The organism is Cytobacillus gottheilii (genome assembly GCF_900166665.1).
In the GTDB taxonomy this organism is placed as follows: domain Bacteria; phylum Bacillota; class Bacilli; order Bacillales; family Cytobacillaceae; genus Cytobacillus; species Cytobacillus gottheilii_A.
The window spans coordinates 2,161,403-2,175,835 of the sequence record NZ_LT800494.1 but is presented as its reverse complement, the minus strand read 5'-3'; the positions used below and the strand labels follow the sequence as shown (position 1 = coordinate 2,175,835).

The following is a 14,433-nucleotide window of genomic DNA, read 5'->3' as shown; positions in this document are numbered from 1 at the left end:
TAGCACAAACCATGGCCTTGGTCTGTGCTACTAATCTTAGTATGTTTATTTTTATATTTACGTTGCTCATCCATCCTGTTCGTTCATTATGAATGTTTTGTCTATCTCTGCTTATTGACATCACTGAACATCAGTGAATGTTATGCCGAACGATGTCCATGTACCTTTGAAAATAAACATTTTGCGATATGACTTCATTGGTTGATATTGACTTCAATGCGCTTTCAATAACAAAATGTCTAACTTTCTTAACTTCTAATAATTCCTCTTTAATAAATTCAATCAGCTCTGTCAATCGATCCTTCTCTTCCGTATCAAAATGGGAATTATGGATAATATTTTGCAGCTGAGCGTGAAGCAATTCAATTCGCTCACTGAATTCTATTTCTTCCTTTGAGTGAGTTGGCAGCCATTTATTAATAATCGCAGGATCTAACAACTGTGCTTCATGAAGAGATACCTCTTCAACCATATACAATATGCGATTCACACTGTATTCAATTACCCTTTCAATATTATCGTTTTCTGTATCTTCATCTAATCTGTTATATTGAATATTTTGATGAATGATTCCCAAGAACATGATGGCACAATCAAGCAAATATGGCTTCTTATCTTCTCCGCAAATATCACTGAATCGTTTCATCAACCAGCGAATTTCCATTACTTGACGATGCTTGATAAAACGAACGAGTTCCGCATCTTTACTGGCAAAGATTTCACGATATAAATTTAACAGCTTATTTCGTTTATTATTTTTCATTTGGATAACCACTTGCCTGCAAAAAACCGATTTATCCTTTAAATCAGCTCCAATGAGCATGGAACTTCGTTCATCTTCGAGCTTTTCATGAAGCCATTTAATTATTTCGATTAATAATTCACTTTTAGAGGAAAAATAATTGTAAAAAGTCCCTTTGGAAATTCGGCTGCTTTCTAAGATTTCTTGTATAGAAGTTGCCTGAAAGCCTTTTTCAATAAAGAGATGATGAGCAATATCCATAACATGCAGCTTTCTCTTATTCAAAAACATCACCTTTTCAACAAAATTCATACCCTTTATTCTACCGCAGTAAAGCATCATTGCACAAATAAATAAACAGCACTTTATATTCAGTTCTCTAAAAAAAAGAAAAATCCATGCGAAAGCCAGCATGGATTAAGTAAATGACTGAAATAAAAATGAAAGAAGAACGGCAAAGAAAATAAAAAAAAGGATGACAATAAGGGCAAAGATCAAAATTAAAATCCATCCGACTACTTTTTTTCCTGTTTGAATAAAATATATTCCTAAAGCAAGTATTCCGAAGAAAAACCCTAAGATAGCCCACAAGACAGAACTCTTTCCATGTTTCGGAGCGTCTATAGCTAAAAAGATAGCGATTGCTGCATGTCCTAAAAATGTAATGCCGATTTCCAATTGTTATACACCTCTCTGTTTTGCGGTACAATATCTGTATTATACAGCTTCCTATTATTATATGCCAATAACAATTAAATACGGTTTTTAACTCTTTGCCTCAGTTCCTTTTTTATACGTTAAAAAGGAACGATAAATTCCTGAATATGTTACACATTAGGCAAAGCATAACAATATAATAAAAAAACGACTGGAGCAGAAGGTGTTACATAGTCCCCTTTTGTTCTAAATGAAAGGAGATGCATGATGGAAAAATTCATTTATAATCAATTAGATGATCAGAAAGGGGCTTCCTCTGCACAAGTTGGAGACTTTTTAATGGGAAGTGAAAACAGTATTGAACGGCAAACTCCGAAGCTTGCAATCAAAGAGCCTGAATTTAATATTACAGGCACGGCGTTAAACAGTTTATAGCATAACAAAGTGAACTAGTTGTAAAGTTTGTCCAATCTAAAACATATACATCAAATATCCGCATCATAAAGTGGAAATACAATTAATTGGAGTTTGATTATGTTTTTTGGATTGCTCATTATATTTGCGCTCGTTATGTTATTACCTTTTACTGTAAGATTTGTTGAGGAAAACTTAGAATTTTTCTTATTTACGATGGGGTTGCTGGCAGCTGTCTTGAGCGGAGTTTTTGATGGAGTCTTATTCGTTAAGGCTGCGAGTGATCCAATTAATATTGCTATTGCTGTATTTATTGCAGGGTTATTATTCAAATGGCTGCAGATTCCTCTGGAGAAATCGATTATCCGATTCAGCAGAAAAATGCCCTTTCGATTATTCTCAGCAAGTGTAGTCATTTTGCTTGGCATTATTTCCAGTTTGATTACAGCAATTATTGCTGCGTTGGTACTTGTCGTAATTGTAAGTGCTTTGCGGCTGGACCGGGCATCCGAGATTCGATTTGTCGTACTGGCTTGTTTTGCAATTGGCTCTGGTGCCGCATTAACGCCAATTGGCGAACCGCTGGCAACCATTGCTGTAAGCAAATTACATGGTGATTTCTTCTTATTATTTACTTTAATTGGACCACAGGTTATTGCTGCCATTCTTTTCTTTGCCCTGTTAACCATTCTATTTGTTCATCCGCCAGCAGATGGGCGGGCTTCTTTCAGTAAGAAGCCAAATTCGGAAAGCTATGAAGAGATCTTTGTTCGGGCATTAAAGATCTACTTTTTTGTCATGGGGTTAACCTTCCTTGGCGCAGGCTTTGAACCATTAATTAATCGCTATTTGCTAGCTCTTGATCCTTTTTATTTATATTGGATTAATATCATTTCAGCACTTCTTGATAATGCCACACTAGCTGCTGCTGAAATTAGCTCTTCTATGTCACAATTTACCGTGCAAATGATTTTAATGGGTCTTTTATTAAGCGGCGGAATGTTAATACCTGGAAACATCCCGAATATCATTGCTGCCGGGAAACTTCAAATCACCAGCAAGGAATGGGCTAAATTTGGTCTGCCGGTTGGCATTGTTGCAATGATAGGCTTTTTCATATTTGTAATATTGACTGCCGCAATAACCTGATTTGAGCTTACCAAAAGGCTGCTTGGAACAAATCTGTTGCTCTTAGAGAGATCATCTAATTATCACTCTTCGGCGGGGCTGGTGCTGTGCCTGATCAATGCGAGCTTCTTGTGCAGGCTCAGCACCCCTGCTTAAAGTTACCCTGGGTTGCCATTACATATGTTTACTTTAATTGTTTAGTGCCTTCTGATCCGCTGGAAAAACAATTCCCATTTGCTTTCTCGCTTCATCCATAATTTCTAATACAGCGAGTGACGTTTCAAAAGAATTCACGTCAGATTCTGTTTTCCCATTTTTAATCAGTTCAATGAATGCTTTCGTTTCATAATACATTGGATCATGTTCCTGCAAGACTGTGAGATCTTCTGATTCTCCGCCTCTAAATACAATTCCTGCCTTTTGTGGGGAACTGATTCGATCAATGATAATGCTTCCTTTTTCTCCTTGAATTTCAGCAGGAAGATTTGAATCAGCAATTTTAGAAAAGAAGACAACCGCCTCCTTGTCATCATACTTCATAATGATGCTTCCTTGACCATCAACACCTGTTTCAAGCTTGATACAAGAAGCCAATATTTCCTTTGGTTTACCAAACAGTTTCACAAGCGGATAGATCGTATATACGCCAATATCCATTAAGGATCCATTGGAAAATGCAGGATCAAAAGCATTTAGGACCTGACCATTTTTATAAGCATCATATCTGGAAGAGTATTGACAATAGCTGGCAAAATATTTGCGTACTTGTCCAATTTTTTCGATTTGTTCCTCTACCTTTTTAAATATAGGCATATATGTGGATTTCATCGCTTCCATCAACAGCACTTTGTGATCTTTTGCTGTTCTCATCATTTCTTTAAACTCTATTTGATTCGATGCTATAGGCTTTTCACATAAGACATGCTTTTGATTTTTCAAAAAGAGAATTGCTTGCTCTGCATGCAGAGAGTTTGGAGTAGCTATGTATACTGCATCAACTTCGCTGCTCATTGCCATTTCCTCTAAATCTGTAAAAATGGTGCTTACCCCATATTGATCTGCAAATTTCCGAGCCTTTTCCTCTGTTCTTGAGTACACAGCCTGTAATTGAAAATCTTGAATTTCATTTGCAGCTTTCAGGAAGCTTTCTGTAATCCAGTTCGTTCCAATAACCCCGAATTTAATCATTATTTACCCCTCCATATGTAAGAGCAGAAATCTACACTTATCTTTTATACTCTCAGTTATACATCCATTCTAGAGGAAGAACAAATAATCATCAAGGTTGTAACTTACAATACTGTTTGATATCAGCTACTCTAAGACGCCCGTTTCCGTGATGCTTATTTCCGGTTCAATATGAATACTGATTGATGAATAGAGATCATCCCATTTCTCAGCGTCCCAATTGCGGGTTCTTGTTCTAACTTCTTCGCCCACTCCAAGCGGATCAATCCCTAGGTCTTGAAAATGCTTCACAAGTCTATTTCCTCTTTCTTTGATATCTTTTTCAAATGCCTTTTCAATTTCTTCTACTTTTATTCTTTTTAATCCTCCATCAACAAATTCTCGAATATATGCATTTATTTTTAATTGGATGTGAATATCACTCGGCTCCATCGGCTTTGTAATCTTATATTTTAATGTCGTTCCAATAACAGAAATAGAAGCTCTCTCATGATCATCAATTTCTACTGAAAACGAATCATTCTTGCTTTTATGCTCCATCAATACTCTTAAAAGGGAAAAATCCTTCTCTTTCACTTGACTTACAAGTCGGTCATGATCAAATAACCCAATTGCCTTTAACGTAAGTTCACCATTTGCCAATCCAATAATTGGTGCGATCGGATCCAGTCCCTCTGCATAGTGCCCATACATAAATAAATGGAGATTTGTTTTTGGAATTATGCCTGCTTCAATATTTTGTTCAATCAAGTCAGATAAAAATATGCCATTATCTGTTTCTCCATATTGCTGCTCTAGTATTTCTTTAGGGCTGCCCTCAACCACTCCTATGACAACGTTTGAGCCAACTGATGGATCCCTGGTCAGCGAATCCAATATTGGTGAGATTCCCTTCTTCGCCAACTTCTCGCCATATAATGCTACTTCAATTTTTCCGCTTAACAACGGTTTTTCTGACTTTAAATTCAATTTATCTCTAACTTCCTTGCTTAAGTCAGAAGTCGTTGTTAAAGTTTTATTTTTAACAACACCTCCACTTTGATAGACTGGATAAACGACAGTGACTTCATATAGATTTTCATCTACTAATTCATAGCCTGTTGCGGAAGATAACTGAATCTCATCAAGAATATTTGTATTAATATTCATACAGCCGCTTAAAAAGGGACTAATAGCGGCTATTAAGATATAGAGCATTTTCTTCATTTCTTCTTCTCCTTTATTTTATTCCTAAGATAAGAATAAACAGTTAAGACAGGAATATATCCAAATAATAGGAAAAGTCCTAATTTAGCTGAAAGTTCATTAAGATAATCGATTCTTTCCCTGCCCTTCATGAAAACGGTTAAGACGTATACGGTCGTGAGTATAACTATAACCACTTTTTTTTGTTTAATCTTAACCATTCTGCCGATCCCTTGTGATGCTGACCAAACAAGCACACATATATTGGGCAGTATCATTAATACCCAGGATGTAATCCCTATATATTCGAACCTTTCCACAAACGGTAGCTCTACGATTTTCCATAGTGATAAAGTTGCCCAAATATGATGACTTACTTGCTTTTCACTAAAGTAACCAATTGTGATGATCATGAGGAAAAGATAAATGAAACAGGTAAATATATTGCCAAAATGAGCCCATTTTTGTGATTTATGAGCATGTTTGATAAAAGGATAATACATTAATAGGGTTGAGAACCCTAAGTAACTTAACGACATATCCTTCGTGGCAATCGTCATCTCTTTTAGATGATGATTCCAGATAGGGAGTATATTGCGTAAGTGAGTGTGTTCAAGAGGGAATAAGAAGGTTAAATATAAATAGAGCGGAATAATCGTTCCTAATACACAGATCCCTGCAACTACTCGAAATCCACCTGTTAAGCAATAATAGATGAGAATGATAAAGATAAATGCAATTATATAAATATTAATCGTTGGAAAAACCCATACTTCTACGATTTCAATAAAACTGCTTAAAACTGTTACTGTTAATAATATCCAATTAATGATCCATACGAGACCAAATATAGAGCCAATAAATTTCCCAAATAGCTCTTGCTGTATTTGCAGAATGTCTTTTTTGTGGCGATTTAGCAGCATATACATGATAAAAATGACGATGCTTACGACGATTCCAGCAGCAATAACAGCAATCCAGCCATCATTGCCCGCTGACCTAATCACAATTCGCTGAAAGCCTAATATCCCTACGCCCACTTGAATGGCATGTATTAAAAAGAAAACGAGAAAAGGAGATACCTGTACTTCTTTTTGCTGCATAAGAATCGCTCATTTCACTTAAATTCAATTTCCTTCGTTTTTTTGCTTCGCTTTGCTTGCACTAAACTTTAGTGTGTCTTCTGTTTGTGCCTGAATTGGACGCTTTGATTGATATAAAAAAGGCAAACGGATCAGTGCATCCTTCAGGTCAAATATTCGTAACGGATAAAGCGGTTCAAGAAAAGGTCTGCCTAGTGAAGAAAGGCGCAGAAGGTGAATCAGCAAAAAACAAAAACTGATTGCGACACCGATTAGACCAATATAGTGGGACATAAGCAAAAAAGGGAATCTGATTAGACGGATCGTATTGCCCATTTGATAAACTGGTGTAGTAAAAGAAGCCAAAGCAGCCAAAGCCACGATAATTAATAGTACGTTACTTGTTAAACCCGCTTCAACTGAGGCAGTACCAATAACAATCCCGCCAACGATACCGATTGTTTGTCCAACCTTTGTCGGCAGTCTTGCTCCTGCTTCACGAAGCAATTCAATCGCCAGCTCTAGTATAAGTGCTTCAAGTATGGGCGGAAGCGGTATAGCTGTCCGTGATGTCACAAGCGTGCTAACCATGTCTTTGGGTATCAGTTCGTAGTGATAAGTTAATACCGCTACATACAGCGGTGTGACCAAAATAGAAAATAAAACAGCAAAAAAGCGGACTAATCTAAAAAACGATGCAACGAGCCAATTTAAATAGTAATCCTCAAATGCTGAGAAAAATTCAAATATAGTTGTAGGGCCGATCAGTGCATGTGGCGCTCCATCCACAATAATGGCAACTTTTCCTTCTCCTAACACACTGGCAATCCGATCTGGACGCTCAGTATCAATAAACTGAGGAAACGGTGAATTTTGATTATCTTGAATCAGCTGAGTCAAATATGAACTATCAACAATTTGGTCAATATTCAAGTCCTCTATCCGCTGAAGAACAGTGTTATAATTTTCTTTATTTGCGATGCCTTCAATATATAATACGCCTACTTTTGTTTTTGAGAGTCTTCCTACCGTCCTCTCTTTCACAATTAGATCTGAAACAGGTAATCTTTTACGAATTAAATGAATATTCGTTTCATAGCTTTCTACAAATGCTTCCTTAGGACCAACAACACTAAACTCTACCTCAGGCGGTGCTACCTGTCTCTCTTTCGCTGACTTTGCCTTTATTAAACAGAACTGATGTGTACTTTTACTTTCAAAAATACAGACAGATCCTTTCAGTAAAGCGTCCTGAATGATCGTTACGTCTTTGGATATCGTCAGATCCTCAAATGGCAGGAGTGACGTAAACTCTTCAATGTTCATTGCTTTTTGCACGTTAGGCAGAATATCGCTATGCAGCACATTTGAATCGGTAAGTGTTTCATAATACCCGATGCAAAATATTCTATTTTTGTTTGTAACAAAAGATTGTTTAAAATCATCTGATGCACTTAATTGATGAAATACCGTCTGAATCGTTTCTATTGTTTTTTTTTCCTCTGCTGAAGCTTGATTCTTTTTTCTTGACCAGAACATTTTTCCACACTCCAGAAAGAGAATGTTAGCAGTAATGCCAATATTTATACTTGTTAGTATGAGGAAAAAAACATAAAAAATACCGGAAAAATTAGCAGATTTTCCGGCATGAAATGATTTTCTTATCCAATTACTGATTTAACGACTCTTTCTTTTCTACCTAAGGTCGTTTTTGCATTTACTAATGAAGAAATAATTGCTTCTTCTACTGCATCTGCAGTAGAGGAGAAAATGTCATCCATGATTTTTTGCTCTTCACGTATAATGCTGCCTTGTTCAGTAAAAGACGCATCAGAGTAATGAGGCACTTTATTGGCCGTTGAGAAGGCTATGACAATATCACCGCTGCCATGGCTTATATGACTGCCTGTTCTGCTTAAACCAACCGCACTTCTTTTGGCCAGCCGTTTAAGTTGTCTATCACTTAAAGGGACGTCTGTAGCTATAACCATTATGATTGAACCATCTTCTGGTTTATTTATTGAATCAGGATCAATATCATTTATGTATTTTTTATAATTAAAATCAGCTGGGTTGCCAAAATTACTTAGCACAAGGCAGCCAATGACAAATTCTTGATTATCCACATACGGTATTTGTCTGGATGCTGTCCCAATCCCCCCTTTATAGCCAAAACAGACCATTCCTTTTCCAGCTCCAACTGCTCCTTCTTCACAATGATCTGCTGCCTTTTCAATTGCTGATATGGCATCTTCCGGCTTTACAGGGAATGTTCTTATAGAATTTAAATAGCTGTCGTTGCATTCCCCTACAATAATATTAATTGTTCCTGTTGTATCTCCAATTTCCTCATTGTGCTGAAGCATATATTGCAGCGTTCCTTGAGTTACGGCTGGGACAGCAAACGTATTGGTCAGCATAATTGGAGATTCTATTGTACCTAGCTCATCAAGCTGCACAAGTCCCGTCGTTTTCCCAAACCCATTTATAACATAGCTTGCTGCAATCACTTTTTCTTTAAAGAGATTGCCGCTATGAGGTAAAATGGCGGTCACCCCTGTACAGGCATATTCATCTGTATGGTCCAATGGTTCATCAATTGTCACATGACCAACCTTAACACCTTCTACATCCGTAATACAGTTTTTCAGGCCGTTTTTATAGCTTCCGATTTTTTTTGATTTCATCGTAAATCCTTTCTTTACTTATGTATTTTTTTATAATGGCCGAACAGAAAAACAGCCCTTTAAGTGAAGGACTGTTTGAGTTCATTAATTTAATTGTTCTGTTAGGTCATTTAACTCTTTTGTCAATTTCATGAATAACGCTTGGTCGCGATTTTCTAGGGTCTTATCAATTTCATTGCGAAGCTTTTGAATTTTATACGTTAGTAATGCTTCATTTAACACCTTTTCCGCTAGGTGTGAGACCATATTTTCCTCAGACTGATGCGGTGAATATAGCGTGTGTCTTTCCATTTGAAATCAACCCCTTGACTTTTTTCAATTATAGCAAAAGTTTTCTGATTTTTCAATTCTTTTTTCTTCCTATATTTCTAATTTACCACAGCATGCCACTATTTAAACATTTGATATGAACAGACACTGTTAGGTCTTTAAGATATGCTTTTCTATCTTTTTCCTGTACAATAGTGAGTGTTGTATTTAGGAAAACTAAATAAGTGAACATTTATCGGTTAAAAGGAGGAGTATAAATGGGGCAATCAAAACAAGCAGATGATGCCAAGACGCAAGGAAAGCCCGAGAAAATCTGGACAAAGGACTTTGTTTTCATTTGTCTGGCTAATTTCTTTGTATTCCTCGGTTTTCAAATGACATTGCCAACACTTCCCCTCTTTGTTGAAGAACTTGGCGGAAATGATCAGCTCATTGGAATTGTCGTAGGCATATTTACCTTCTCTGCTTTATTGCTTAGACCTTATGCAGGCCATGCTTTAGAGTCTAAAGGAAGAAGATACGTCTATTTAATTGGTCTAGCAATCTTTGTTTTATCTGTTGGATCATTTGGATTTGCAACCAGTCTGGCACTTTTGCTCGCCATCAGGATTATCCAGGGAATTGGATGGGGCTTTTCCACTACTGCGTCCGGCACAATCGCTACAGATATCATACCCGCAAAGCGCCGCGGCGAGGGTATGGGATATTATGGGCTTTCAGGGAATATCGCTCTTGCTTTTGGTCCGACGTTAGGTCTGGCACTCGTTGGTGTTTTAACGTTTCAGCAGCTATTTTTAATATGCGGTGCACTTGGATTAACCTCGTTACTCCTCGCAGGTAATATTAAATATAAGAAAGTAGAAAAACAGACCCTTCAAGCAAAGAAAAAATGGGATGTATATGAAAAGAGCGCGCTTCAGCCTTCATTGCTATTATTTTTTATTACAGTTACATTCGGAGGAATCGCATCATTTTTACCCATTTATGCAGCTCAAAGCAATATTTCAGGAATAGAATGGTATTTCCTTCTGTATGCAGTAGCATTGCTCATCAGCAGAACCTTTGCAGGCAGATTATATGACCAAAAAGGACATCGGGCCGTCTTTATTCCAGGGGCACTGCTGATTATGGCTGCTATGTGCTTACTTGCTTGGCTGCCGAATAGTTTCGTTCTTTATGCTGCCGCTGTTTTGTATGGTTTAGGCTTTGGCACCGTCCAGCCAGCACTTCAAGCATGGTCAGTAAAGGAAGCTCCTGCTAACCGCAGAGGCATGGCAAATGCTACATTTTTTTCTTCCTTTGATTTAGGAGTTGGGATCGGAGCGATTACATTCGGCCAAGTGGCTCACATGCTAGGGTATAGCAGTATCTATATTGTATCTGCTGCATCTGTTCTTATTTCCATTCTGTTGTATATGAGCTTAATCATAAGAAAGAAAGCTTGACCTTTTAAAGTGGTGTCTAATATGGACGCCACTTTTTATTTGTGAATTTTCCTAATTCCTTTAAAAGAATTGGAAAACATATAAAAGAGAATACACTTTCCCTCATTAGCACATTCCAGACAAATCGCCTCCCCTTGATTTCATTCTTGTTTAAAGATGATAATAAAAAAAACGGGAAATTCGAATGATTAGAAATACTTTCGATCATTCGGATTTCCCGTTATGTTGTATACCTATGCCACAGCTTCGTATCCTTAACGTTTCATCAGTTTTCATTCTTATATGATAGAGCCCTATGTCAATCAATGTACGCTGGCTCATCCATTTGTATTAGGTTTTATCATTGTAACAAATAAGCCGTTTTCAGTACTGAAGAATTTCTCCATTTCAAAGCCAAGTTTTTTATACAATTTGATTGCTCTTTTATTAAAATGTGCAACGCTTAATCTTAGTGGCAAACATGGATTGGCCCGTTCTACAAATTCTAAAATTAGCATGCAAAAATAGCTGCCATTGCCTAGGCCGGTAAGTTCTGGTTTCATTCCAAAACCAACATCCACACAGTTAGCTTCATACACACTTGCCTGATGTCCTGCAGGTATTCTTGCTGCATTGCCGACACAAAAAAAGCCGCATAATTCATCAACACTGTTTACAACGGCAAAATACGTACCATCTAACAGTTCTTGAAGCTGTCCTTCCTCTGGTTCAATATTATAAAAATCATAAGGTTTCTCATATTTCCAGTCTAATATTGCTTTGGCATATCCCTCCGTCATGCTGCGTATAAGTAAATCCATCTTCACTTACTCCCCTTTACAAAGCTGTCTCATAAGAGTTGAATTGCCGTTATTCTTCTTTTTATATTTTAGCGTCATTTTTATGATCTTCACAATAATTCTATCGATTATTTTGTTAATTCAAACTATTGACGCATTTTTGATTGACGTTTAAGTGATCTGTGAGTGTAAAAAGTCTTATATAACAGATTTCCTAAGATGCTAATGACAAGGTTTTAAGCATTCATTAGTAAGTATTTTACATTAGTTTACAACAACAATAAAATGAATATTTAAACAAGTCCGTTCCGCCTGCCCTGCGAACCCTGTTTTTTCGTGGGATCAGTTGCTTGAGTCTCCTCGAAGCAAAGCTTCTGCGGGGTCTCACCCTTTCCTCTATTGCCCACAGGATTCGAGTCTCTTCCGCTCCATTTCACTCATTTTAATAAGATATATTTTATAATCATAAATAAAAAAACCGAATGATTAGAAAGATGACTTCCTAACCATTCGGTTCTATGCGTTTGTTAAATACCTATGTCCCAGCCTCATATGGTCGTGTTACATCTTTATGTCTGAGCCACTTCAAAATTATTTAATCAAAAAAAGTATGAATCCTTATCAATCCATTAGAAAATGATTTATACCATAACCTTACAGATATTGTTGGTGAATTCCACAGGGTCTTCGATCGGCAAGCCTTCAATCAGCAATGCCTGATGATAAAGAAGGTTTGTATACAATGCCAGTTTTTCTTGATCTTGGTTGAATGCCTGCTGAAGAGCAGTCATTACTTCATGATGCGGATTGATTTCCAATACCTTCTCAGCTTGTACATTTTGGTTATCCGGCATCATGCTGAGAACCTTTTCCATTTCAATTGTTACTTCTCCATCAGCAGTTAGACAAACTGGATGGGTTCTTAACCGTTTTGAAAGACGAACATCTTTCACCTTTCCTTCCAGCAGTTCTTTCATGCTGCTGAAAAGGTCTGCATATTGCTCATTATTTTCTTCCTGATCATCCTGCTGGTCATCTTCTATGCCAAGATCTGCGCTGGATACAGACTTAAATTCTTTTTCTTTGTAGCTCATCAGCATTTTAATGGCAAATTCATCTACATCATCTGTGAAATACAGAATTTCATAGCCTTTGTCGGCTACAAGCTCTGTTTGCGGAAGTCTGCTGATGCGCTCATTCGTAGCTCCTGTAGCATAATAGATGTATTTTTGATCCTCAGGCATTCTGGATATATATTCATCCAACGTGACGAGTTTCTTTTCTTTAGAAGAATAGAACATTAACAGATCCTGCAATGCTTCCTTATTGGCGCCAAAATCATTGTATACGCCAAATTTAAGCTGTCGGCCAAATGCCTGATAAAACTTTTCATATTTTTCACGGTCATTCTTTAATAAGCTTTGCAGTTCACTTTTGATTTTTTTGCTGATATTTTTTGCAATCAGCTTTAATTGACGATCCTGCTGCAGCATCTCACGGGAGATATTTAAAGAAAGATCCTCAGAATCGACCAGCCCTTTCACGAATCCAAAATGATCCGGAAGCAGATCTGAACACTTATCCATGATTAAAACACCGCTGGAATATAACTCAAGTCCTTTTTCGAATTCTTTTGAATAATAGTCAAAAGGAACAGTCTCAGGGATATACAAAATCGCATTATATCTGATCGTTCCATCTACATTAATATGAATGGACTTTAACGGCTGATCAAAGCCATATCTCTTCTCATGATAAAAAGATTCATAATCCTCTTCTGTTAACTCACTTTTATTCTTTTTCCAGATTGGAACCATGCTGTTAATCGTTTCTTCAACTGTTTCATCTACATACTCATCTTCAGTGCCTTCTTTTAGGCTGCTTTTCGTTGTCTCCATTTTGATAGGATAACGAATAAAGTCTGAATACTTTTTAATAATGGATTGAAGACGATATGTTTCTAAATAGTCATCATAGTTTTCTTCCTCTGAGTTATCTTTTATTGATAAGATAACCTCCGTTCCTACATCGTCTTTTGTCCAAGGCTCAATTGTATAACCATCCGCTCCATCTGAAGTCCACTTAAATGCCTGGTCACTATGCAGAGATTTGGTGATGACCGTGACAGTATCAGCGACCATGAACGCTGCATAAAACCCTACACCAAATTGGCCGATGATATCATAGCCATCCTTAATCTCATTTTCTGATTTAAAGGCCAGGGAGCCGCTTTTTGCGATTACTCCTAAGTTATTTTCCAATTCTTCTTTTGTCATCCCAATTCCAGTGTCACGGATTGTTAAAGTACGATTTTCTTTATTTGGGGTTATTTTTATGTAATAACTGTCTTTACTAAACGTTAACTGATCATCTGTTAGAGCTTTATAATAAATCTTATCAATCGCATCACTTGCATTTGAGATCAATTCTCGCAGAAACACTTCCTTTTGAGAATAAATAGAGTTAACCATCATTTCCAAAAGGCGTTTTGATTCGGCTTGGAATTGCTTTTTTTCCATTGTAATCTCCCCTTTCTACTTCTATGTTAGCACTCTAAAACCAAGAGTGCTAACATAAATTATTTATCATACCTATTTACTGTAAGTCAATAGAGATTGACTAATTTTAGAAATAAATCTCCAATTTAAAAAGAGGTTAGACAAAACAAAATTCCTATTTGTAAAACACGAATGTTCATTTTAAGGTTTACGTGTTTACACAAGCCCGTTCCATTGCGCTCCAGACCCTCGCTTTCCATGGGGAGGAAGCTGAGCCTCCTCGAAGCTAAAGCTTCTGCGGGGTCTCACCTTTTCCTCTATTGCCCATAGGAGTCGAGGGTCCTCCGCTCCATTTCAC

At 37.1% G+C, this 14,433-nt stretch carries 13 protein-coding genes; 3 read left to right on the top strand and 10 right to left on the bottom strand.

What is annotated here, in order from left to right; genetic code table 11:
- Nucleotides 1–130: 130 nt before the first annotated feature.
- Both B7E07_RS10810 and B7E07_RS10805 read right to left on the bottom strand, forming a co-directional pair.
- Nucleotides 131–1,027, bottom strand: coding sequence for a TetR/AcrR family transcriptional regulator (locus tag B7E07_RS10810; protein WP_176215176.1), 897 nt, complete (start codon nucleotides 1,025–1,027; stop codon nucleotides 131–133).
- A 132-nt stretch (nucleotides 1,028–1,159) separates the two neighbouring features.
- A complete protein-coding gene (locus B7E07_RS10805) occupies nucleotides 1,160–1,420 on the bottom strand; it encodes a hypothetical protein (protein WP_080845880.1) in 261 nt (86 codons plus the stop codon).
- A gap of 243 nt (nucleotides 1,421–1,663) precedes the next feature.
- Here B7E07_RS10805 and B7E07_RS23720 point away from each other — a divergent pair, with 243 nt between their 5' ends.
- Nucleotides 1,664–1,834: a hypothetical protein gene (locus B7E07_RS23720; protein WP_218970414.1), complete on the top strand. Its 171-nt coding sequence runs from the start codon at nucleotides 1,664–1,666 to the stop codon at nucleotides 1,832–1,834.
- 99 nt (nucleotides 1,835–1,933) lie between these two features.
- Nucleotides 1,934–2,962, top strand: a complete 1,029-nt coding sequence (locus B7E07_RS10800) for a DUF1646 family protein (protein WP_080845879.1) — start codon at nucleotides 1,934–1,936, stop codon at nucleotides 2,960–2,962.
- 168 nt (nucleotides 2,963–3,130) lie between these two features.
- Here B7E07_RS10800 and B7E07_RS10795 read toward each other — a convergent pair whose 3' ends face one another.
- From B7E07_RS10795 to B7E07_RS10770, 6 genes are all read right to left on the bottom strand, one after another.
- Nucleotides 3,131–4,129, bottom strand: coding sequence for a Gfo/Idh/MocA family protein (locus B7E07_RS10795; RefSeq protein WP_080845878.1), 999 nt, complete (start codon nucleotides 4,127–4,129; stop codon nucleotides 3,131–3,133).
- Nucleotides 4,130–4,255: 126 nt separating this feature from the next.
- Complete coding sequence (locus B7E07_RS10790; RefSeq protein ID WP_080845877.1) at nucleotides 4,256–5,335, bottom strand: Ger(x)C family spore germination protein; 1,080 nt, start codon at nucleotides 5,333–5,335, stop codon at nucleotides 4,256–4,258.
- Nucleotides 5,332–6,417 (bottom strand): GerAB/ArcD/ProY family transporter, encoded by a 1,086-nt coding sequence (locus B7E07_RS10785; protein WP_080845876.1) that lies wholly within the window; start codon nucleotides 6,415–6,417, stop codon nucleotides 5,332–5,334. Before B7E07_RS10785 ends, B7E07_RS10790 begins: the two co-directional genes overlap by 4 nt.
- A 24-nt stretch (nucleotides 6,418–6,441) precedes the next feature.
- Entirely contained in the window at nucleotides 6,442–7,935 is a 1,494-nt protein-coding gene (locus B7E07_RS10780; RefSeq protein WP_080845875.1) for a spore germination protein, read from the bottom strand.
- Nucleotides 7,936–8,057: 122 nt separating this feature from the next.
- Nucleotides 8,058–9,083 (bottom strand): P1 family peptidase, encoded by a 1,026-nt coding sequence (locus B7E07_RS10775; RefSeq protein WP_080845874.1) that lies wholly within the window; start codon nucleotides 9,081–9,083, stop codon nucleotides 8,058–8,060.
- An 84-nt stretch (nucleotides 9,084–9,167) separates the two neighbouring features.
- A complete protein-coding gene (locus B7E07_RS10770) occupies nucleotides 9,168–9,374 on the bottom strand; it encodes an IDEAL domain-containing protein (protein ID WP_080845873.1) in 207 nt (68 codons plus the stop codon).
- A gap of 236 nt (nucleotides 9,375–9,610) precedes the next feature.
- Here B7E07_RS10770 and B7E07_RS10765 point away from each other — a divergent pair, with 236 nt between their 5' ends.
- Nucleotides 9,611–10,798, top strand: a complete 1,188-nt coding sequence (locus B7E07_RS10765; protein WP_080845872.1) for an MFS transporter — start codon at nucleotides 9,611–9,613, stop codon at nucleotides 10,796–10,798.
- Between the two features lie 317 nt (nucleotides 10,799–11,115).
- Here the strand turns inward: B7E07_RS10765 and B7E07_RS10760 are convergent, their stop codons facing one another.
- Both B7E07_RS10760 and htpG read right to left on the bottom strand, forming a co-directional pair.
- Nucleotides 11,116–11,598: a GNAT family N-acetyltransferase gene (locus B7E07_RS10760; protein ID WP_080845871.1), complete on the bottom strand. Its 483-nt coding sequence runs from the start codon at nucleotides 11,596–11,598 to the stop codon at nucleotides 11,116–11,118.
- 620 nt (nucleotides 11,599–12,218) lie between these two features.
- Nucleotides 12,219–14,096, bottom strand: a complete 1,878-nt coding sequence (gene htpG / locus B7E07_RS10755) for a molecular chaperone HtpG (RefSeq protein WP_080845870.1) — start codon at nucleotides 14,094–14,096, stop codon at nucleotides 12,219–12,221.
- Between the last annotated feature and the right edge of the window lie 337 nt (nucleotides 14,097–14,433).

Excerpts from the sequence above, each read along its gene's own strand:
- B7E07_RS23720 (WP_218970414.1), top strand. The coding sequence starts at position 1,664 with ATGATGGAAAAATTCATTTATAATCAATTAGATGATCAGAAAGGGGCT.
- B7E07_RS10800 (WP_080845879.1), top strand. The coding sequence starts at position 1,934 with ATGTTTTTTGGATTGCTCATTATATTTGCGCTCGTTATGTTATTACCT.
- B7E07_RS10795 (WP_080845878.1), bottom strand. The coding sequence starts at position 4,129 with ATGATTAAATTCGGGGTTATTGGAACGAACTGGATTACAGAAAGCTTC.
- B7E07_RS10790 (WP_080845877.1), bottom strand. The coding sequence starts at position 5,335 with ATGAAGAAAATGCTCTATATCTTAATAGCCGCTATTAGTCCCTTTTTA.
- B7E07_RS10785 (WP_080845876.1), bottom strand. The coding sequence starts at position 6,417 with ATGCAGCAAAAAGAAGTACAGGTATCTCCTTTTCTCGTTTTCTTTTTA.
- B7E07_RS10780 (WP_080845875.1), bottom strand. The coding sequence starts at position 7,935 with ATGTTCTGGTCAAGAAAAAAGAATCAAGCTTCAGCAGAGGAAAAAAAA.
- B7E07_RS10775 (WP_080845874.1), bottom strand. The coding sequence starts at position 9,083 with ATGAAATCAAAAAAAATCGGAAGCTATAAAAACGGCCTGAAAAACTGT.
- B7E07_RS10770 (WP_080845873.1), bottom strand. The coding sequence starts at position 9,374 with ATGGAAAGACACACGCTATATTCACCGCATCAGTCTGAGGAAAATATG.
- B7E07_RS10765 (WP_080845872.1), top strand. The coding sequence starts at position 9,611 with ATGGGGCAATCAAAACAAGCAGATGATGCCAAGACGCAAGGAAAGCCC.
- B7E07_RS10760 (WP_080845871.1), bottom strand. The coding sequence starts at position 11,598 with ATGGATTTACTTATACGCAGCATGACGGAGGGATATGCCAAAGCAATA.
- htpG (WP_080845870.1), bottom strand. The coding sequence starts at position 14,096 with ATGGAAAAAAAGCAATTCCAAGCCGAATCAAAACGCCTTTTGGAAATG.